The 21,713-nt window shown below is 65.5% G+C and carries 15 protein-coding genes; 7 read left to right on the top strand and 8 right to left on the bottom strand.

The genetic code is table 11. The features are described 5' to 3' along the window. Positions 1-25: 25 nt before the first annotated feature. Together H8S47_RS06195 and H8S47_RS06200 are read right to left on the bottom strand one after the other, a co-directional pair. Positions 26-721 carry a polysaccharide biosynthesis/export family protein gene (locus tag H8S47_RS06195; RefSeq protein WP_128455975.1) on the bottom strand — a complete coding sequence of 232 codons (696 nt, stop codon included), beginning with the start codon at positions 719-721 and terminating at the stop codon, positions 26-28. A gap of 82 nt (positions 722-803) precedes the next feature. Beyond that, positions 804-2,318 carry an O-antigen ligase family protein gene (locus H8S47_RS06200; RefSeq protein WP_187503050.1) on the bottom strand — a complete coding sequence of 505 codons (1,515 nt, stop codon included), beginning with the start codon at positions 2,316-2,318 and terminating at the stop codon, positions 804-806. Between the two features lie 271 nt (positions 2,319-2,589). Here H8S47_RS06200 and H8S47_RS06205 point away from each other — a divergent pair, with 271 nt between their 5' ends. Then, positions 2,590-3,549 carry a glycosyltransferase family 4 protein gene (locus H8S47_RS06205; protein ID WP_187503051.1) on the top strand — a complete coding sequence of 320 codons (960 nt, stop codon included), beginning with the start codon at positions 2,590-2,592 and terminating at the stop codon, positions 3,547-3,549. A 53-nt stretch (positions 3,550-3,602) separates the two neighbouring features. Continuing rightward, on the top strand, positions 3,603-4,928 hold the full coding sequence (locus tag H8S47_RS06210) for a hypothetical protein (RefSeq protein WP_187503052.1): 1,326 nt from the start codon (positions 3,603-3,605) through the stop codon (positions 4,926-4,928). Here H8S47_RS06210 and H8S47_RS18645 read toward each other — a convergent pair. The 5 genes from H8S47_RS18645 to H8S47_RS06235 form a co-directional block, all read right to left on the bottom strand. Beyond that, positions 4,913-5,605, bottom strand: coding sequence for an acyltransferase (locus H8S47_RS18645; protein ID WP_214654969.1), 693 nt, complete (start codon positions 5,603-5,605; stop codon positions 4,913-4,915). The genes H8S47_RS06210 and H8S47_RS18645 overlap by 16 nt on opposite strands. Then, a complete protein-coding gene (locus tag H8S47_RS06220) occupies positions 5,602-6,867 on the bottom strand; it encodes a glycosyltransferase family 4 protein (RefSeq protein WP_187503053.1) in 1,266 nt (421 codons plus the stop codon). The genes H8S47_RS18645 and H8S47_RS06220 overlap by 4 nt, the downstream gene beginning before the upstream one ends. An 8-nt stretch (positions 6,868-6,875) precedes the next feature. Beyond that, the gene (locus H8S47_RS06225; RefSeq protein WP_187503054.1) at positions 6,876-7,940 is read right to left on the bottom strand and encodes a glycosyltransferase family 2 protein; all 1,065 of its coding nucleotides are present in this window, start codon (positions 7,938-7,940) and stop codon (positions 6,876-6,878) included. Then, positions 7,937-9,310 (bottom strand): O-unit flippase-like protein, encoded by a 1,374-nt coding sequence (gene wzx, locus H8S47_RS06230; RefSeq protein ID WP_328805441.1) that lies wholly within the window; start codon positions 9,308-9,310, stop codon positions 7,937-7,939. The genes H8S47_RS06225 and wzx overlap by 4 nt, the downstream gene beginning before the upstream one ends. Positions 9,311-9,504: 194 nt before the next feature. After that, positions 9,505-10,782, bottom strand: a complete 1,278-nt coding sequence (locus H8S47_RS06235) for a right-handed parallel beta-helix repeat-containing protein (protein WP_214654970.1) — start codon at positions 10,780-10,782, stop codon at positions 9,505-9,507. Positions 10,783-11,383: 601 nt separating this feature from the next. On the opposite strand from H8S47_RS06235, the gene H8S47_RS06240 reads away from it, so the two are divergent. The 5 genes from H8S47_RS06240 (at position 11,384) to rfbA (ending at position 15,477) form a co-directional block, all read left to right on the top strand. Then, complete coding sequence (locus H8S47_RS06240; protein ID WP_187503056.1) at positions 11,384-11,977, top strand: class I SAM-dependent methyltransferase; 594 nt, start codon at positions 11,384-11,386, stop codon at positions 11,975-11,977. A gap of 83 nt (positions 11,978-12,060) precedes the next feature. Continuing rightward, entirely contained in the window at positions 12,061-12,636 is a 576-nt protein-coding gene (gene rfbC, locus H8S47_RS06245; RefSeq protein WP_187503057.1) for a dTDP-4-dehydrorhamnose 3,5-epimerase, read from the top strand. A gap of 11 nt (positions 12,637-12,647) precedes the next feature. Then, a complete protein-coding gene (gene rfbB, locus H8S47_RS06250; protein ID WP_187503058.1) occupies positions 12,648-13,703 on the top strand; it encodes a dTDP-glucose 4,6-dehydratase in 1,056 nt (351 codons plus the stop codon). Continuing rightward, positions 13,700-14,614: a dTDP-4-dehydrorhamnose reductase gene (rfbD, locus tag H8S47_RS06255; RefSeq protein WP_187503059.1), complete on the top strand. Its 915-nt coding sequence runs from the start codon at positions 13,700-13,702 to the stop codon at positions 14,612-14,614. The genes rfbB and rfbD overlap by 4 nt, the downstream gene beginning before the upstream one ends. Continuing rightward, positions 14,611-15,477, top strand: a complete 867-nt coding sequence (gene rfbA, locus H8S47_RS06260; protein WP_187503060.1) for a glucose-1-phosphate thymidylyltransferase RfbA — start codon at positions 14,611-14,613, stop codon at positions 15,475-15,477. Before rfbD ends, rfbA begins: the two co-directional genes overlap by 4 nt. Positions 15,478-15,590: 113 nt before the next feature. Here the strand turns inward: rfbA and H8S47_RS06265 are convergent, their stop codons facing one another. Next, positions 15,591-21,236 (bottom strand): autotransporter domain-containing protein, encoded by a 5,646-nt coding sequence (locus tag H8S47_RS06265; RefSeq protein ID WP_187503061.1) that lies wholly within the window; start codon positions 21,234-21,236, stop codon positions 15,591-15,593. Positions 21,237-21,713 lie beyond the last annotated feature (477 nt).

The raw sequence follows: 21,713 nt of genomic DNA on the forward strand, positions 1-21,713 counted from the left end.
AGGGTATTTGATCGCGAAGCAAGGGTCAGTTCACGAGCGGAATGAAGAGCGCCGCGGCTGGGGCAAGGCTCAGAAGGTCGTATCCGACCGCCTTGATCGCCGAATTGCCAACGACGACATAGTCGCCGCTCTGCAACACGGGGTCTTCTGCATCGCCATTGCGGATATCGCTGATATTGAAGAGCGCGCCTTGGCGCTGACCATTGATGGTGCGGAAAACCGCGACCTTGTCGAATGTCGCGGTGCGGGTCACGCCTCGTGCCAGCGCGATTGACTGAAGCAATGTCGTATCGCCCTGCAATCCGTAAACCCCGGGGATACCGACTGCACCATCGACCGTGACGCTCTGCGCGCGCGATTCCGCGACGATCACCGACACGCGAGGATCGACCAGATAGCGTGCTGCAAGCTGCGACTGGATTGAATTGGCGAGCGCGGCTGTCGTCTGTCCCGCCGCGCGGATCCGGCCGATCAGGGGCAGCACCAGCGTGCCGCCCGTCTCGACGGGTGCTTCCTCGACCGACATGTCGGGCTCGCGGAACACCGTGATCGTCAGCTTGTCCTGGGGATTGATGCGGTACTCGGGCCGCGCATCCACAGGTATGGTCGCCGGAATCGTGTTGTAGGCAGCCGGACCAGCCGGCAGCTTCTTCCAGTTTTCGGACGAGACGCAAGCGCTGAGCGACATGCTCGACAGCAGGAGGAAACAACCAGCCTTCATTATGGCCTCTATCAAGATACTACCGGGCTACAGACTGTTTCCGCAACCGAGTTGGGCGCTTACCCGGGGTTTGCCCGATTGGCTAGAGCCTGACCTTTCGGCGAGGATGGCGCGGTGCTGTATCGCGTCCAGTACCAAAAGGATTGGACGTGGCGGAAAACCGCAGCGGAGACGCGAGGATCGCTGCCAAAACTGCGAATACACAAGCCAGTAACAGCGTCCGCAGAGGATAGTCGACGATCGATGCGGCCAGCAACAGCAGGATACCCGTCGCGGCCGTCAGCATCGGCGAAAAGTCCGGCGCGTCGATCCGGCCGCGCAGTCGCGACCATGCGGTAACGCCGAACCAGATAAGGAATGCGACCACCAGCAACAGGCCGGGTACGCCAGCCTCGAGCGCGATTTCCATGAAGTCGGCATGCGCATGGTTGGTATAGGTCTGGTGCACGGCGTTGAGCGTCTCGCTCATCCGGAACACCGGGACGAACGTTCCGAAGCCCGATCCCCATGGCATGAACTGACGGATCGCGGCGATCACGTCGGGCCAGAAGACGTACCGGCCCTCCTGGCTGGCACCGAACCGGTCGAGCGTCTCCTTCACGATCGACGACTGCGCGATCAGGATCGCGGCGACCACCAGGGCCACGGCCGCGCCGACGGCGATCTTCCAGTGACGTTTCACCAGTGCATAGCCCCCGAGAACGGGTACGCAGGCGAGAAGCGCGATCGGCAGCAACGCGATACCCGCCCGCGACAGACAGCCGAGCACCGCCAGCGCCAGGATCGCGATCACGATACCGGTCACCGCACGCTGCGTGCTTTGCTGCGCGAACCGCAGGGCGCTTCGGCCGAGCATGGCCGCCAGCGGGATCGCCACCACCAGCAAGGCGGCGTTGTGGTTCTTGTTGGCGAAGATCCCCTTGCCCTTGGTGGCATGCGGGGCGTCGTAGAGCGTCAGCCACATCGCGCCCTGGGCCTGGATCATCACCAGCACGGCGCTGACGACCGCCGCGGCGACGATGAGCAGGATCAGCTTGATCTGTGCGTCACGATCGAGATGCAGCGTCGCGACGAACATCGCGATCGGCGGGATGAGGAAATACCCCGCTTCGCGCGTCGCGGTCGGATCGAGGCTGAGCGGCAGCCATGTGCTGCCTGCGCCAATGACGTCCAGGACGTTGATGACCATCTCTCGTCCGGGCAACGCCCGCCAGGTGCCGGGTGGAAGCGGAATGACCTGCACGACGATCAGCAGCACCAGGGCCCCGATCAGGATCAGGCCGGTCGTGACCGAGCGGCTGCGGGGCGCGTGCCATCCGCGCGCGAAGAACCATCCGAGCGTGAAGACGCCGGCGATCTCGACGATCATGCGCTGGATCGGTGAGATCGGGCTGCCGCCCCCGAGCAATAATGCCAGGCACAGCAATCCGGCCGCCACGATGAAGTCGCTGCGACGTGTAGTATATCCGGTCTTCGCGATAACGTCGTCGCGGTGCGTGGGCTGGCCCGTCGCTGCGGTGACGTCGTCGTGACGCGTGGTGTACGATGCGGTCACTTTTCCTCGCCCGTAATCGTCGGTAAGGTGCGCGTCTCGCATACGGGTTTCGGGATGGCAACGTCGACCACCGATCCGCTTTCCCCATAGGCTCGCTTGATTCATGCCCATCGCCGCAGCTTTGCGCCCTCCCGTCCCGGCCGAGACCAAGGCCAAATCCGGCCCCCGTCTCTGGTTCGTCGGCGCCCTTCCGCCTCCGCTTCACGGTCAGTCCAACTGCAATCGGGCAATGCTCGAGTATTTTGTCACGCACGGCGCACCGGTATGTTTGCGCGATACCGGGGGGGCAGGCGCAACGAAGCTCAAGCGTACCATGAGGGCTGCGCTTGCCTTGGTGGTCGGCGGAAAACGCCGCGACCGCGCCTATCTCTCGGTCCCTGGACAGCGCGGCGTCTGGCTTTTCGTCCTGCTGGCCTCGATCCTGCGGCTGCGCGGCATCGAACACTGGGTTCACCATCACAGTTTCCGCCCGATCAACCTCGGCCCATCGCAGGCGATGCGGGCGCTGGTCGCGGCAGGCGGGCGCCGTCAGCATCACATATTGCTGTCGAACGACATGCGGCGTCGGTTCGCCGGACTTTATCTGGACGGTGAAACGGACGACTGCGCGATCAGCCTCTCCAACGCCTATCTGTTCGGCCCGCGGATCGACGACGACCGTCCTCGGGCCCGCCCCCAACGGCCGGTCACGCTGGGCCATATGAGCGTGCTGACGCGGGAAAAGGGGGTGCCCTATCTGCTCGATCTGTTCGCGGGTCTTGCGGCGCGCGGGCATGACTGGCGCCTTGTGATCGCCGGTCCGTGTGCGGATCCCGTCTTGAGCGCGGCCCTGGCCGCCGCGACGGTCGCCGGGCCGGACGGGCGACCGGCCCGCGTGGAGTATCGTGGATCCGTCGAGGGCGCGGAAAAGGAGCGGTTCTTTGCCGATATCGACCTGTTCGTCCTGCCGACGACGCTGATCGACGAGGCCGAGCCGCTGGTGATGCTCGAAGCATTCGCGCGGGGTGTCGACGTGGTGGCAAGCGATACGGGATGTATCCGCGACCGCATCCGTACGCCCGGCCATCTCATGACGCTCGATCGCGAACGGGATTTCGCCCTGATCGAAGACCGTGTCGCCGATCTCGCCGGCGACTGGACCGCTATCCGGCAGGCTTGCATCGCGCATGCGCGCGCCATCAACGCTGATGCCGAAGTCGAGGCGGCCCGCTTCTTCCCGCGTCTGCTGGCCCCGTTCGGCGGAGTTGCCAGCAGCGGATCGCCTGTGACATAGCCGCTGTCGCCCAGCCGATCCGACGTTGGCGTCCTTCACCCCGGAACCGTGCGATGAATATCTATCTGGTCCTTTTCGCGCTGTACGTTCTGGCGCCAAAGATCGACCTGTACGCGATCGGCGCCGCCGCCATCCGTCCCGAAGACCTCATCAGTGCGTTCGCGTTCTTCATCTATATCGTCACCGCGCGCCGGCGCCTGTCGATCCCCATTTATGCCCGCGCGTACCTCATCTTCATCGGTTTCGGGCTTCTCACCGCGGTCATAAACATCGCCCAGGGTGGGCTTGTCGGGATCGTCTATGGTCTGCGGCTGGCGCAATACATGACGTGGTTCTTCATTATCTACGAGGCTGCGCCGCGGCTGAGCACGCGCGCGTTGCGGACCGCGCTGCTGATCGTCTGTAGCGTCTTCATCATATGGGGCGGGGCGGAATATTTCGGTGTGATCGGGCGGATCGGCAAGTTTGCCGGCGCATCGCAACGATTGACGATCAATACCTCGGGACCGTTCGAAACGTCGGCGATGCTGGCGATGCTGGCCTATGCGGCACCGGCCCTGTGGCTCACGCCGTTCATGATCGTGCTCATCTTCCTGACCCAGGCGCGCGTCACGCTGCTCGGTATCCTTGTCAGCTTTGCGGCTGCACGCCCTGGCCGCACGATGGCGATCGGGTTTGCCGGTGCGGTCGTCGCGACGGTCGCCGCACAGCCCTTGTACACGGCGATCAGCAAGTCGCGTCTTGGTGAATCGGAAACGCCGCTGGCGATGGGGAGCCTGCTGAAATATACGTGGAAGCGCGTTCCGACGGTGCCGCGACCGAGCTATTATCGCGAGCGGTTCCTGAACGGCATCCTCATCTTCCGCTACATGCCCAACACGCGCGGCGATCTGAGTTTCAAATACCGTGCCGTCCGCTGGCCGATCATCATCAAGTCGACCGCCGCGACCTGGGTCACGCTGTTCGTCGGCTGGGGACCGGGTGCGTGGAGCAACGCGGTCGACGGGTATTACGTGCGCGTGTTCGGGGAAACCGGGCTGATCGGCGTCGTGTTGTTCCTTGGCTGGATCGTGGTTTCACTGCGCGCGCTCAAGCAGAGGAGCATCGGCAAGTTCTCGCTCGTGATGCTCGTGGTGGCTGCGGTGTTCATCGACATCTTCAGTTCGTCGAAGGTGATGCCGATCCTCTGGGCGTTCCTCGCGCTGGAACATGCCGGTCATCCCTTCGCGTTCCGACAGGCGAAGGCGCTGTTCCGGCGTGGCAAGCGCCGGCTGCCGGCGCCACACCCTGCGCGTGTCGGTATGGCGGCAGGCGTGGGGCCGCAAGCTGGGCCGCAAGCGGGTCCGCGCGTGGGGGCGCCGTCCTACCGACCGAGCTGATCTGCAGGGCCGATCGATCGCGTGACGCGCGCCGGTGCGCCGAGCGCGACCGAGAAGGCGGGGATCGAGCGGGTCACGACCGAGCCCGCCCCGATCACCGCGCCTTCGCCGATCGTGACGCCGTCGAGGATCGACACGTTGTTGCCCAGCCAGCACCGGCGACCGATCGTGACGCCCTTGCGCGATACCGCGCCCGAGACGAAGCTGCCGTCCGGACCGGCCTCATGAGATTCCGCGGTGATGGTCAGGCCGGCGCCGATCTGGACGTCCTCGCCGATCACCACCGGACCGCCAAGACCGATGACGGCGTTCGGGCCGATATAGCTTCGTTTGCCGATCGTGAGGCTTGCCGCACGCCTGTTGAGGCCGCTGCGGCTCTGGATCCACACGCGTTCGCGCAACGTCACGCGGTCGCCGAGCGACAGCCCGTCCTTCGCGGCGCAGTCGACATAGCCATAGCCACCGATCGCGACGCCGCGACCGAGCCTCAGGCGACCGGGTTGGACGAACTGGATGCCGGGGCCGAGCAACAGGCCGCTCGGTCGCCGCAGCCGGACCAGGCTCCACATCAGGCCGCGCAGGAAGGGGATGCCGCCTTTCGCGACGAGATAGCCGATGTCGCCGGCATCGATGGCGTAGGTCCGCCCGGTAAGCTTTGCGATCACGTTTGCGATCATGCCGCGTCACTCCGTGTTGCCGACAGGACCTGCCGATAGACGGCCATCGTCCGTTGATAATAGCGCTCGGGCGAGAAGTCCTCGGCAGCGCGGGCGCGGCCCGCCAACCCCATCCGGCGCGCCATGTCAGGGGCGTCGGCAAAGCGCAGGATGCGGTCGATCAGCGCATCGCGGTCGCCGGGAGCGACGTGGAAACCGTCGATTCCATCGCGGACGGTCTCGGCGACCCCACCGATCGCCGATGCGATCACCGGGGTGCCGTGCGCCAGTGCCTCGATCGAGGTGAGCCCGAACGGCTCGGGCCCGAGCGACGGGACGACCGCGCACAAGGCGCCGTTCCTCGCGGTCGCCAACGCGGCACCGTCCAGATTGCCACGCCATTCGATATTGGCGAGGCCGGCAGCATGGGCACGCACCGCATCGCCGTCTGGACCTTCGCCTGCGAAGACGAAGCGGATGGCGGGCAGCGCGCGCGCCACGTCGACCAGCGGGAAGATGCCCTTGTAGCGTTCCAGCCGTCCGACGAAGAGCACATAGTCGCGCGACGTTTCCGCGGCCGCAGGCGGCAAGGTCACCGGATGATGGATCGTCTCGATGCGCTCGCCCGCCATGCCCATCTCGATCAGGCGATCGCGTTGATAGTCGCTGATCGACAGGTAGCGGGCGATGTCGCGCTTGTGACCGAGCATGTCCGACAACCGCATCTCCGCCATGTTCCAGAGCGACCGGGTCAGCGATCCCCCGGCGCAGCGATGCCGCACCACCTGCGTGTAGCGGCGATCGTGGCAGTCGGTGCAGACATGGCCGTCGCGGTAGAGCAGCGAGATCGGGCAGACCGCGCGATATTCGTGCATGGTCTGCACGATCGGAATGCCGCGCCGTGCGATCTCCGGCAGGATGGCGGGTGTCAGGCGCTTGAAATAGCTGTGGAGGTGGACGAGGTCGATCGCCTGTTCGTCGAGGACCAGACCGATCGCGCGCCGCGCGGCCGGCGAGTAGAGCGTCCGCAGCAGATCGGCCGAGCCGGTATCGCTGGTGGGCGGTGCAGGCGGGAAATAGCGTGCGTATTCACTCGGCCGGTTCGCTGGGTCGGCGCCGGCAAAAGGGATGACCTGGTGGCCGTGTGCCTTCAATATGTCCTCGAGACGGAACATCGCGACGTCCATCCCCCCGCGGACGTAATAATTCTGGCTGACGTTCAGGATGCGCAGCGGCCGATCGACCGGATCGAGCGTGGGGGAGGGGGCTGTAGCGGTCGTCATGGCGGCGTTCATACTGCGCCGATCAGCAGGCGGTACCACCGCACGGGGCGCAAATGGCGAAACGAGATCTTCGCATCGATCGCCCGTGCGACATCCTCGCGATCGAAAGCCTGGTTCCAGTACCGGTTGGTATGGCGCAAGGCGATGCCCATCGTCGACGCCTGGATATGGCGCCACCATCGCGGCGCGATGCCGCTGTCGAGCAAGGCATCCTGGAGCCGGGCCTGGCAGCGCAGGAAGCCCAGTTGGGTCTCCGGGCGCGAGGAAACGTTGGTATCGACGCGCGAGATCGCGAGCGGTGCCCGCAGCTGGACGAAGCGGTGATAGCGCGCGAGCCGCGTCATGAAGAAATAGTCTGCCGATGGATAATCCGCGGCGCGGTACCCGCCGAGCGCCCGGATCACCTCGGTACGGACGATGAGCCCCAGGCCACTTCCGGCGAGGCTCCCGAAGAACATATGCGCAGGGGGCAGGCGGCGCGTCTTGCCAAGTCCGAAGCGGAACAGGTTGCGCAGCTTTTCCGCGCGGGACAGCGGCGCAGCGGGGTCACCCACGCCAGCACGCTGGTCGAGAAACCGCAGCGAGCACGCGACCGCGTCGATCGCCGGATCGGCGGACAGCGTCCGGCGCATCGTCGCGACGAAGACAGGGTCGAGCAGGTCGTCGTCGTTGAGGATCGTGACCCATTCGCCGCGTGCGAGCGACAGGCTCCTGTTCCAGTTGCCGAACAGCCCGGCGTTGATGGCATTGCCGTAATAGCGAAAGGCGATGTCGCGGAGCCCGGGCAGCGCGGCGAGCAGCCGGTCCGCATCGGCCGATCCGGGATCGTCCTCGACGATGACCAGTTCGACGCCGTCGAGATCGGTCTGGGCCAGCACGCTCGCCACGGTCTCTTCGAGCAAGCCGGGGCGTCGATACGTCGGGATGGCGATCGTGAGCGTCGGTTTCGGGCCCCGAGGATCGATGCGCACCGTGCTTTCGAACAGGCATTCGCTGCTCAGTCCCGCGATCGGCGCATCGGGTTCGGGGCGCCAGACGAAACCGCCGTCGGCGTTCGGGGTGTCCCGGGTCATGTACGTGCGATCTCCCGCCAGGCCATCAATGGCCAGCGCCAGTTGTTGTAGGACAGCTGCACGATCCCCTGCCACAGGACGATCATCGTTATCCCCGCGCCGCTCCAGCCGAACAGCGTCGCTCCGATCGCCACGGCTATGCCCGACAGCAAAGCGGGGCGGAGGAACGGCACGTTGTTGGCTGTGGTGATGAAGAAGGCGGCGTTCGAGTGAAATCCCTCCAGGAAGAGCACCACCGCCAGCAAGGCCAAGGTCAATGGCGCGAGCAGAGCGATATGGCTGCCGATCAGCGCCAGAAACGCAGGAACGGCGAACAGGATGACGGCCGCACCGGTCAGAAAGATTGCCGTGTAGAGCGCCATCGCGCCACCGAACTGGCGTCGCAGTCCGGGCCCGTCATGCGCAACCCGCGCTGCGATCAGTCGTGGCATCGCGACCTGCATCGGCAGCTGGGCGGCTGCGCATAGCGCCATCAGCAGCTGCACCGACAAGGCATAGGCGCCGCCTGCGACCACCCCGACGAAGCTCGAAATGGCGAACAGGCTGAAGCGCGTCATCAGGAATCCGCCGATCGCAACCGCGCCCATGCGCCCGGCATTGGGCCAGATCATGCTCAGCACCTCGCGTACCGCACGCGGATCGGCGGGGCGATCGGCATGGTCGCCCAATATGCCGCGCAGGAACCGGTGTGCGACCAGTCGCGCGAAAACTTGCGTGACGATCAACGTCACGCACAGGGCAATCAACCCGCCTCCCGCCACCAGGACCAGTATTCCCAGGATCGAGAAGGTTGCGCGGTTGGCGATGATGAAGAGATAGTTCTGCTCCACCCGACCGGATCCCATGAGGACCGGACTGATCCACAGGAAGGCGAGCGTCAGGGCGATGCTCAGGCACAGGATCAGCCAGGCGATCTGGACGGATCCCGTGGGTACGCCACCTGCGCGCGCCAGCGTCGTGGCGTAGGGCAGGCCGAATGCGAGCAGGAGCACCAAGACGCCGATCGCCAGCAACCGATAGAAGCGATGGGCTGCAGCCACGGTTTCGGCAGCCAGACGGTAGTTGGGGGCCTGACCCTGCGGCACGACCTCGCCCAGTCCCGAGCGTTCGAGCTTCTTGGCGCCCGACAAGGCCAGCGCGATCGCCCGCGTGAAGCTTGGCTGAAATCCGAAATCGCAGACCATGGCGAGCGACTGCACCGCCACGAAGATGTACCAGATGCCGATCGTCGGGGCCGACAAACGCGTCACCATGAAGGGGACCAGCAGCAAGGCCGACCCGTATTGGACGATTTGTGCCGTGAGACCCACCGCGAGTGCGCGATGGCGAGAAGCCTGTCCAATCAACCAATGCATTCGATCGCCTAGCATCGGCAAGGTTACGGTCGCAAGACAGGCCGGCGGGTCATCGGTGCGGCCCCCATGCGGATCATCGATCGGAAGCGGGACTGCCCGCGGGCGAGCCCCGCCTCCTCAAATCACCGGGTTCTGCATCGGCACAGACGAATGCCGCGCCGTGTGGGCGCGCGTCCGCCCGCCGGTTCACCTCGGCTGGTGCGTCGTCGTCACTGGCTCGCGAACCGGCCGACCTCGACTTCGGCGATGCGGCGATACCGGTTGACGAACAGCTTTTGCGGATCGTGCCCGCGCGGGACGCGGTTGTCCTGGACACGGATATGCGCGAGCTGCTCCTCGGGCGTGGAACCGAGCTTTGTCGGCTGGCCGAGTATGATCGGGGTCGTCCGGTTCTCGGGCAGGAAGCGGTTTCCGGTCGCCGTCACGCGGCTGACATTATAGCTGAATTCGATCCCGGCCTTTGCGAAACTGCGAATGTCGTTGTCACGGATGACGACGCCGCCCGTATCCCCGCCCATCGCGACGCCGATCGGCGTGCCGCTGATCCTGTTGCGCTCGATCGTCAGGTTACGGGGTTCGCCGTGGATGCGATTGACGCGTACGCCCGCAATCTTGCAGTCGGCGATCACGTTGCGGGCGGCGACGCAGTCCGCAACGGTTTCCAGGAACACGCCGATGCTGCATCCGCGGATCTGGTTGTCGGTGATCGTCGCGCGATGCGACGTGGCGACCGTGGAATGGCCGGCAGTGTCGTCGCCATACACGTCGATCGCATTGTCGTAGCAGTCGTTGATCCGGTTGCCGACGATCTCGACACCATCGAACTGCGAGCATTGGATGCCGATGAAGCTGGTCCGCTCGACCAGGTTGTTGGCGATACGCAGGTTGCGCGATAGGGACTCGATCGATCCCTGCAGCATGATGCCCTGGCCGACGGCATCGCGAACGTTCAGATTCTCGACCGTCACGTCGACGCAGCGCCCCTTCCAGCCGAGCAGCACAGCGGCACCGCCGAACCCGTCGCGAAACTGTCCCTGGCCCTGGCGGCTGCCGTCTATCGTGAAGCCGCGGAGTACGGCGCGGCTGATCTCGCCCTTGCTGGCGATGATCCGCGCGTAGCTGCCGGGGCCCAACTGCGCGTCGGCCAGCTTCAGGATACACCGCGCGCGATCCGTCCCTTCGAGCGTCACGCCCGATCGCAACGTCAAGGCGCTGCCGCCATCGCCGTCGTCCGAGGGACGATAGCGCAGCAGGTATGTGCCCGGATCGAGCGTCACCACGCCCCCGCCGGCCTTCGCGGCCGCATCGATCGCACGCTGGATCGCCGGCGCATCGTCGGTGACCCCGTCACCCCGCGCACCGAAAGCCCGGACGCTACCGGCGCCGCTCCCGGTGTCGTTCGACTTCGAGGTCTGCCCACACGCTGCGGATGCCATGGCCAGCAACGTGCCGCCCATCATCCATCGCCGATCGATACCATCTCGCAATATCTGTCTCCTGCCAGCGGCGTTGTCGGCTCGCTATGGTGTCTCGTCGCACCGCTTCGCGACGATGCCGTAGTGCGTCGTTCGCAGGCGCCGCATCGGCACGCACCCGATCGCCGGAGCGCAGGACCAACGCCTGTGATCCGGCATATGGGTTCACCGCCGATCCGGTTTATCGTTCCGCGCGACGCAAGACTGAAAGCGTCTTTGACGCGAAAGGGCGTTGCAGACAAGCGCGATGCTCGATCGGTTCGAAGCTTGTCGCGTCGGATATGGCCAACGCATGCCAAAATCCTTGTCGATATGCCGATCTCGGCAAGTATAACGGTGGCACGAAATTCGATCTAAAACACATATATTTCCGTATAAGAGATAAAGCAGAAAAATAAACCGAGCGCGCTCTATGTGTATGCCAGGTAATATATGCGCTTAGTTCGATAATAGATATTTATACTTCTATTTGGTGATGGATCAACTGCGCAACCATATGCCGCTACGGCAGGTGATTGCGTTGCGGCATGCTATCCGATACTGCCGCCCGGCAAACGGGAGTGCGACGATGGTCGAGGCTGTAGATCAATACCATAAACACGTTCGGAGCGACGTGTTCGACATCGTTCCGGAGCCGGCCGGACGTGTTCTCGATCTCGGGGGCGGGGTCGGTGCGACCGGCGCCGCACTGAAGCGTACGCGCGGCGCGACGTTCGTGGTGGTGGCCGATCTGGTCGCTGGAGATACCGCAGACGGCGTCGACGTGGCGGTCAGCGGGAACCTCGAAGACCCGACCTTCCTGCGCAAGCTTCTCGAAGACCATGGACCGTTCGACACGATCCTGTGCCTCGACGTGCTCGAGCATCTGCGGGATCCGTGGTCGACGGTCGAGGAACTCCACAAGGGCCTGGCACTCAACGGGGTCGTCGTCGCGAGCATTCCGAACGTCAATCATCACAGCCTGGTGCTGCCGTTGGTTCTTCGCGGTCGGTATGAACTGCAGGATGCAGGGCTGCTCGATCGTACGCATCTGCGCTGGTTCACCAAGGCCAGTGCGGTCGAGATGATGACGAAATCGGGGCTGAAGCTCGAAACCGTCGGTGGGTATCTCGGCAGGAAAAAGGGCCTGCTCAATGCGCTGAGCTTCGGCATGCTGGGCCGGTTCATGATCATGCAATATCTGGTGCGGGTGCGTCGGGTCGCATAGTCGTCGAGGGCGAACGGCGCGCTGCGAACCCGAGCTGCTCGCCCGATTGCTCCTTGCCGAGTGCAGGGCTATGTCGCCTGCCCATGTCTTGCGTTCAATTGATCCGCCCCAGGCGCCACGGTGATACCCGCGGCTGGTTTACCGAAACCTACAACGTCGAGGCGTTCGCCAAGCTGGGCATCACCTGCACCTTCGTGCAGGACAATCACTCGCTGTCCGTCCCCGCCTTCACCTTGCGCGGGCTGCATTTCCAGACTCCCCCGCGCGGGCAGGACAAGCTGGTGCGGTGCATCCGCGGCCGGATCTTCGATGTCGCAGTCGATATCCGCAACGGCTCGCCGACCTATGGGCAGTGGGTCGGCGCCGAATTGTCCGCAGAGAATGGCCACCAGCTCTTCATCCCGATCGGCTTCGCGCACGGCTTCGTGACGCTCGAGCCCGATTGCGAAGTGACGTATAAATGCTCCGACACCTACGCGCCCGATGCCGATGGCGGTATCCGCTGGGATGACCCCGCGATCGGCACGGGAGGCATCGACTGGCCGATGCCGGCCGGCACCGCCCCCGAACTGAGCGCGAAAGACCAGGTTCAGCCGCTACTCGCCGATTTCGACAGCCCATTCCCCTATGACGGCCGCCCGCTCGGCCCGCTCGTCTGAAGGACAGACCCATGCGTATCTTCGTCACCGGCGGGGCCGGCTTCATCGGTTCGGCCCTCGTCCGGCACCTGATCGAGAACACCGACCATGAGGTCCTCAACTTCGACAAGCTGACCTATGCCGGCACATTGTCGACCGTCGAGCGCGTCGCAAGCTCGAACCGCTACCGCTTCGTCCAGGGCGACATCTGCGACGCGGACGCCGTCAAGGCCGCGATCGCCGAGTTCAAGCCAGAGATCGTCACGCATCTCGCGGCCGAAAGCCATGTCGATCGCTCGATCGACGGCCCCGGCGCGTTCGTCCAGACCAACGTCGTCGGCACCTTCACGATGCTGAGCGAAGCGCGCGCCTATTGGCTCGGGCTCGACGACGAGGCGAAGGCGGCGTTCCGCTTCCATCATATCTCGACCGACGAGGTGTACGGGTCGCTCGGCGATACCGGACTGTTCACCGAAGAGACGCCGTACGATCCGCGCTCGCCCTATTCGGCGTCGAAGGCAGGCTCGGACCACCTCGTCAGCGCATGGGGTCACACCTTCGGCCTGCCGGTGCTGATCACCAACTGCTCGAACAATTACGGGCCGTATCACTTCCCCGAAAAGCTGATCCCGCTGATGATCGTCAAGGCGCTCGCCGGTGCCGACCTGCCGGTCTACGGCAAGGGCGATCAGGTCCGTGACTGGCTGTTCGTCGAGGATCATGTCCGCGCACTGCACGCGGTGTTCGAAAAGGGTGAGCCCGGCCGGACCTATAATGTCGGTGGCAACAACGAGAAGCAGAACCTCGAGGTCGTGAAGACCGTCTGCGCGATCCTCGATCGGCTGCGCCCGCGCGCCGATGGCCAATCCTACGCGACGCAGATCACCTATGTCGCCGACCGGCCCGGCCACGACAAGCGCTATGCGATCGACGCGAGCCGGATCAAGGACGAGCTCGGCTGGGAGCCGGCCGAGACGTTCGAGACCGGCATCGAGAAGACCGTCGCCTGGTATCTCGACAACCAGGATTGGTGGCAGGCGATCGTCGCCGAGCACAAGGCCGACCAGCGCCGCGGGCTGTCGGTATGAGCGATGGGGTGAAACACGTCCTCGTCACCGGCGGGAACGGCCAGCTCGGCACCGAACTGAAGCGCTATGCCTGGCCCGAGGGCTGGGCGGTCACCGCGATCGATATCGACGAACTCGATCTGCGCGACACCGCCGCGATCGCGGCCATGGTCGCGTCCGAGTCATGGGCCGCGGTGATCTCGGCCGGCGCCTATACCGCGGTCGACAAGGCCGAGAGCGACATTGTCACCGCCTGGGCGGTGAACGCAATGGCGCCCGCGGCGTTTGCGGAGGCGTGCGCTAAGGCCGGTATCCCGATCGTCCAGGTCTCGACCGACTACGTCTTCGACGGCGCGCGCGATGGCGCCTGGGACGTAACCGACCCGGTCGCACCGCTCGGCGTCTATGGCGCGTCCAAGCTCGGGGGCGAGCTCGCTGTCCGCACCTCGGGCGCACGCCACGCGATCGTCCGGACCGCCTGGGTGGTCAGCGCACACGGCAACAACTTCATCAAGACGATGCTCCGCGTCGGCGCGACCAATCCGACGTTGCGCGTGGTCGACGACCAGCATGGTAGCCCGACGTCCGCGACCGATCTCGCAGCTGCATTGGCGAAGATCACGATGCGCCTCGTCGAGGATTCTGCTGCCCCAACAGGCACCTATCATTTCAGCAACGCCGGCGCAGTCACCTGGGCAGGCTTTGCCCGCGAGATCTTCGCGCAGAGCGCTGCACGTGGAGGGGCCAGCGCCGAAGTACAGGGCATCACCACCGCCGAATATCCGACACCGGCGACGCGCCCCGCCAATTCACTGCTCAGCCACGACGCGATCACGCGCGACTACGGCATCCATCCGCCGGCGTGGCAGACCGCGCTCGGCAACATCCTCGACGAATTGCTCGGGGCCCCCAAGAAGGACATCTCCCAATGAAGGGTATCATTCTCGCAGGCGGCTCGGGCACGCGGCTTCATCCGGCGACGCTCGCCGTGAACAAGCAGCTGCTGCCGGTCTACGACAAGCCGATGATCTATTACCCGCTGTCGGTGCTGATGCTCGCCGGCATCCGCGACATCCTGATCATCTCGAGCCCCGAATATATCGACAATTATCGTCGGCTGTTCGAGGATGGGTCGGCGTTCGGCCTCGCCATCTCCTATGCCGAACAGCCCAAGCCCGAGGGCCTAGCCCAGGCCTTCACGATCGGCGCGGACTTCATCGGCGACGACGACGTCGCGCTGGTGCTCGGCGACAACATCTTCTTCGGCGCACACCTGACCGATCTGCTGGCGAGCGCGGTCGCGCGCAAGGGCGGCGCCACGGTGTTCAGCTACCGCGTCGAGGATCCCGAGCGCTACGGCGTGGTCGAGTTCGGTGAAGGCGGAAAGGCGATCAGCCTCGAGGAAAAGCCGGCAAAGCCCAAGTCGCACCATGCGGTCACCGGCCTGTATTTCTACGACAACCGCGTCGTGCAATTTGCCCGCGACCTCAAGCCGTCGCCGCGCGGCGAACTCGAGATCACCGATCTCAACCGCCTCTACATGGACGCTGGCGACCTGTTCGTCGAACAGATGGGCCGCGGCTATGCCTGGCTCGACACCGGCACGCATGACAGCCTGCTGGAGGCCTCGGAGTTCGTCCGCACGCTCCAGAACCGCCAGGGCATCCAGGTCGCCTGCCTGGAGGAGATCGCCTACCAGCAGGGCTTCATCACGATCGACCAGGCCCGCGCGGCCGGCGAGCGCTTCAGCAAGACCGCCTATGGCCGCGCGATCCTCAACGCCATTACGGAGTAAGGGCGCACGGGGCGATCCCGCGAGGTTTTGTTAGTTGTGAAACGCCCCCGATCTGCCGAAATCATCGGCGGATCGGGGGCGTTTCAACACAAGATCACGATAAGCCCCCGGGATCAGAAGCCGATGCTGGCGGATAGCTTGAAGCTGCTGTCTTCGCCCTGGCTGCCGATCAGGCCGGCGTAGCTCGACGTGATCCGGATGTTCGCGGCCGGTGCCCAGACGAGGTCGAGCCCGGCGGTCATCGCATCGCGCGACAGCGGTGCGCCGGCGATGTCGAACGTCGTGGCGGCGGTCGCGAACCGCGCCGCGCTGGTCGGTGCGCTGCCGTCGATGCGGCGCTGCCACGCGGTCACGCCGCGGGCCGACAGACCCTCGACGATCGGCGTGTCGAACCGCAGGCCGGCGGTCGCGAAGGCGAAGGACTCGGTCCGCTTGGCGACAGTCAATGCGGTCGCGCCACCCGTCTCGGTGAACCCGTCGGTGTGGATCCGGAACGCCTGGAGTCCGCCGAACGGCTGGAGAGTGCCTCCGCCGAGCGGCAGCGCATAGCCTGCTTCGGCAAAGCTGTGCGCGCTGTTGCCGTCATAGTCGCCCTGCAGGCGATCGGCAAACCCGGGGAACGCCACGAACCGGTCGGTGCGCGCGTTCGACCAGGCATAGCCGAGCCCGGCACGGATGCGGATCGCGCCATAGGCACCCCCCGCATAGCCGAGCAGATGCACCGTCTTCGCCTTCGCATCGCTGGCGCGCGCGTCGATCGACGCCTTGGTGCGCGTATAGCCTCCGGCGATGCCGACGCGGCCGGCATCCGCGCCGGCCAGATCGATATCGAATCCGCCGACGCCACCCAGCGTGGTGCGATCGACTGCGCCGGCATTGCGGCCGCCATCGTCGTCGCCGCTGTTGGCGAGCAGCGTGCCCCACAGGCCGCTCGGCTGGTCCGCCAGCGTGCGCGCCAGGACGGTGCCCTGGACGAACTGCGCATCGCGGACCATCGCGGTCCGCAACGAGGCGTGGACCTCGCCCGACAGCAGGTCGAATGCGCGTGTGACGGTCGCGTTGTCGGGGATCAACGTCAGCGCGCTATAGGCAGCGTTGCCGGTGCCCAGCGCGGCGAAGGCAGGGGCCACCGCACGCTGGTTGGCCGTGCCGGTACCAGCCAGTGCGACCAGGCCGGCCCCGCTGCGGGCGACGTCGGCGAACAGCGTCGTGCCGGTATTGGCGAGACGGACCTCGGTGCCGGCGACCGTGCCGATCGGCTGGATGACGGTATAGCTGCCCGAAATCCCGCCTGCCGCGGTCAGCACGGTGTAGCGGGTGCCGATCCCGCCGGCGGTACCCGACAGCGCCAGTTGCGCGCCGGGCTGCAGCGTCGCGGTGCCACCGACCGCGATCAGGTCGGACCGACCCGCCGCGTCGATCTCGGCCGCATAGGTCGACCCCGCCTGCTGGACGAGATTGCCCGCGATCACGATCGTACCGATGCTGTTGCCCGGTGCGATCGTCCCGCCGCTGGCGATCGTCGCGCTGGCGATCCTGCCATTGCCCCCGAGCGTGCCGCCCGACTGGACCGTCACCGCGGACGGCAGCGTGCCGGCAAGCGTGAGGCGACCGCCCTGGACACTGGTCGCGCCGGTAAAGCCGAGCTGGTTGCCGATCGTCAGATTGCCGGTGCCTGCCTTTACCAGCGTGCCCGTACCGGTCAGCGTCGCGGTGAAGGCGCCGTTGCTAGCCTGGTCGATACGCAGCGTGCCGGCATTGGCGATCCCGCCGGTGAGCGTGGTCGTGGTGCCCGTCAGCGTCGCGCCTGCGGCGATGCCGGTGCCGTTCGCGAAGCTCGACGCGGTGCCCAGCGTCCAGTTGCCCGAGGCGACGTTCAGCCGCTCGAAATTGACCGCGCCGGCAAAGCTGCCGGTTCCCGTTCCGCCCAGGATCACCTGGTCGGTGCCTGCGCCGCCATCGACGCGGCCGACGATCGTCGAGCCCGGCATCAGCGTGAGCGTGTCGTTGCCCGCCCCCATGTCGATCGCGATGCCGTTGGCGCCGACGATCCGCCCGGCATTGACGATCAGGTCGTCGCCAAGCCCCAGCGCGATCGCCGCGCCGCTTGTGCTCTCGATCGTGCCGGCGTTGCGGATCGACAGCGCCGATACGGTCGAGGCGATCGTCGCCGCGTTGCCACTGGTCAACGTCGCGCCCGTCGCCACGTCATAGGTCGTGCTGCCCAGCGTACCGGTCAGCGCGAGCGTGCCCCCGGTCACGTTGGTCGCACCGGTATAGGTTTGCGTGCCCAGCGTGAGCGTGCCGGTGCCGGCCTTCGTGACGCTGCCGCTGCCGGTGATCGTACCGGTAAAGCCGCTGTCGACGGACTGGTCGAACACCAGCGCACCGGCATTGGCGAAGGCGCCGTTCAACACCGCGCCGCTGCCGATCGCGGTCGCGCCCGCGGCGATGGTGGTGCCGCCCGCATAGGTCTGTGCGCCGGTCAGCGTCCAGGTGCCGGCGTTCACCGCCAGCGTCGCGAAGTTGGTCGCGCCGGTAAAGCTGCCGGCACCGCTACGCTGCAGGATCACGGCATTCGTACCGTCGCCGCCATCGATCACGCCGCTGATCCCGGTGGTCGCGCCGGTCTGGACGAAGACGTCGTCGCCTTCGCCAAACGCCAGGTCGCCGGCCAGCGTGCCACCATCGGCGGTATAGCTGGACATGCTGTAACCGGGGTAGCTGCCGAGATAGACGTCGCCGACGATCGTACCGCGGTTGACGACGGTGCTGCCGTAGGCGGTGATCGCCTGCGATGCGCCACGGATGACGCCGCTGCTATCGTTGAGGATGTCGGCCCCCTCGTAGAAGACCAACGCGGTATCCTGGCGGCTTTCGATCAGCCCGGTGTTGATGATCTGGCTGGGGGCGTAATAGGCGCCCGCGATCGCCGTGCCGTCGGTGATTATGCTGCCGCTGTTCTGGACGGATTGTGCACCGACCACGCCGTAGGTCTGCGCGCCGATCGCGCCCAGAATGGTGCCGGAATTGACGACCGTCGGCGCGCTGATGCCGTAGGACGGACCCGCGAGGTTGATCGTCCCCGAATTGACGACGGCGCCGTTCCCGACGATCGCCAGCGGCGCGTAATAGTAATAATAGTCGGACGCGAAGCCCGTGACGTTGATCGTCCCGGCATTCTCGAACCGGCCTTCGCCCGCGTTCACCGCAGAGATCTGGCTATAATAATACCCATCGCCGGTGGTGGAGGCCGTCAGCGTACCGCGGCTGATCACGTCGAGCGCATTCGCCGCCGCATCCGGATCGCCGATCCGTTGCGCGACGGTCGGCGCGGTCATGTCGATCAGCGTCCGGTCCGCCGCGGTGATGTCCGCGGTCAGATCGACCTTGCCGACGCCCGACAGCGTCAGCGTATTCGCCAGCGGGCTTGCTGCGGTCAGCGTCAGCGCCGCTTCGTTCGCCAGCTCGTAACCGACCCCCTCGAAGCCGGTCGGCCGTGCGATCTGCGTCGTCGCGTCGGCACCGACGCGGTAGACGATGCTGTCATAGCCGTCGCCGGCATCGACTCCCCCGGTCGCACCGCCCAAGGCGCGCTCGGCCGGCTGCACCAGGTCGGTGACGAACAGGTCGTCCCCTCCGCCGAGCCGGACTGCGCCGTTCGCCACGCCGCCTGTATCGACGAAAACGTCGGGCGACTGGTCGTAGCTCGATCCGCTCGCGAAGTTCACACCGCCGTTGATCGTCCCGGCGTTCAGCACGATGCTGTTATAGCCGTTGCGCGCGCTGATCCCGGTCGCGCCGGTGATCGTCCCGCCCGCCTGGTTGTCGACGATACCGTAATAGGTGATGTCGACGCCCGTTCCGGTGCCCGTGGCTCCGCCCATTATCGTGCCGGTATTGACGAAGCGCCCGAAGGACAGCGACACGCCGCTGGTCGCGCCTTCGATCAGGCCGCTGTTGCTCGACGGCGTGGCATTCGACTGCGAACTGCTGATGATCGCGCCGATGTTGCCGGTCGAGCGGATCGTGCCGCTGTTCACCAGCGGCCCCGAATAGACCAGCGCGCCGAAGCCCGATGCGGTGATCGTGCCGGTGTTGGTCAGCGCGGTCCCGTCATAGTTGGTGACGCTGACGCCGCTGCCACCAAGCGCGGTGATCGTGCCGCTGTTTGTCAGGGCGCCGAGATTGACCGACACGGCCGAACCATAGCTGTTGGCGAGGTTCGCGGTGATCGATCCGGTGTTCACCACCGACAAAGTGCCGGGATAGCCGGCGGACGTGATGATCGCCTGACCCGTGGTCGCCAGCGTCGCGTCGTTGACGAGTGTTCCGGTGCCGGTCGCCGACACGCCGTTGGGCAATTGGATGCCATTGGCGAGCGTCACCGTGGCGTCGGTGAGGTCGAGCCCGAGCCGCTCGAAACTGGCGGGGATCGTACCGGCGCCGAGCGTCGCGTCACCGTCGATCGACAGGTCGAGCGTATCGATCCCGGACCCTGCGTCGATGGTACCGCTGACGCCGGCGATCCGGCCAGCGGCGATGTCGAACCGTGCGGCGACGGTGTCGTTGCTCGCGCCGAGCAACAGGTCGCCGTTGATGGTGCCGGCGGTGATGTCGACCATGCCGTATTGGTTGGCGGTGCCGGTCGACACGACCGATCCGTTGATCGTGCCGGCATTGGTCAGGCTGAGGACGCCAGCGCGGATCGCGACCGGGCCGGCGCTGCCGATCGTCGCGCCCGCGGCATTGGTCAGCGTCAGGCTGTTGCCTACCTCGATTGCGCTGCCGCTGCCCGCATTCACGATCGAGCCGCTATTCTGGATGAAGGCGTATCCCGGCGTCGTGAACGTGGCGGCGCTGCCGTTCGACACGATCTGCCCGCTATTGGCGATCGAGACATATTGTGCGGCGTTGGTGTTTGCCCCGATCGCGGAACCCGAACCGCCATCGATCGAGCCGGTGTTGGCGATCGACTGGATCACCGCGGAGATGCCGCCATTGATCGCGCCGGAATTGGTGATGACGGTGCCCGGCGCGAAACCGGTCGGGGTGCTTGTGATGATGCCCCCATTGATCGTTCCTGCGTTGACGATCGTCCGCGACACGCCGGAAATCCCGCCGATCGTGCCCCCGGCCTGATTGGTGATCTGCGTGAAATAAGCCCCGGTATCGGCGACCAGCGCTGCGCCGGCGCTGCCGCTCAGCGTGCCCGCGTTGACGATCGTCGCGGTAAGCGTACCCGCACTATTGTTGGGATTGGCTTGCAACCGGATTGCCGAACTCCCGCTGACCACGCCGGCTGCGTCGACGCCGATCGCAGTCGCGTTCGAGGGGTAGACATAGCCGTAAGGGCTCCCACACACGGTGACGGTCGCGCCAGCATAGGGATCGCACGGGCCCAGATAGCCGTAATAGGAGCTGTCGTTCGTGACGCTGATGCCTGGCCGGTTTCCACCGACGACGCTGCCCCCGATCGTCAGCGTCGAACTACTACCGGAGGTCGCGATGCCCGCCCCGTTGCTGCCGGCGAATACGGTCGCACCCGGCTGGACGACGACGCGGGTGCCGCTGGTCGGAACGTTCAGGCCGTCGCTATCGACGCCGCTGCAGTTGGTGGTTCCGTTGACGCTGGTCGGATCGGGCGCGCACTGCGCGGAGGCGGGAGAGGCGCCTGCGACGATCGCGAGGACGCTGCTGCCGAGCGCGAACGACACCAAGCGCGACCGCATCGGCCACGGCGCAAGCTTACCAACCATTTGAAACCCCCCGGTACATACAACGCGATACGCGTCGTTGTCGGTCTGCTACCACCACCCCGATCAAGACGTCGACCAAAATAATATCGGTTATGATACGATCGCATCGGGAAGCCGCTTATGCTGCTCGCTGCCGACTTCTCAGTCCGTCGAACATGCCAAAAGCCGATCGACGCCAAAGGAAAGATGCGGCGTCGGACCAAGGCGCAGCATTTCCCCGGGCGATAGAAAATCGTTTTCGCATTCTTTAGATGACACGCGTTCGAGCGGTCTGCAGCAGCGGTTGAAAACGTCTTTCGCAATCCAACCCGTTTTCGATCCAGTCGATTGCAGTTGGTTATGCAACAAGAATAATTGTAAATTTCCATGGCTTGCTCTTGGGCGGTGTCCGGCATAGTTCGCCGGTTCGCGCAATATGTAAGCTGGCCTGGCCGCAGCTCCTGACGAAGAGATGGCTAGAGCCGAGGGCTGGTATGG

It is taken from the genome of Sphingomonas albertensis, from assembly GCF_014358075.1.
Taxonomy (GTDB): Bacteria; Pseudomonadota; Alphaproteobacteria; order Sphingomonadales; family Sphingomonadaceae; genus Sphingomonas; species Sphingomonas albertensis.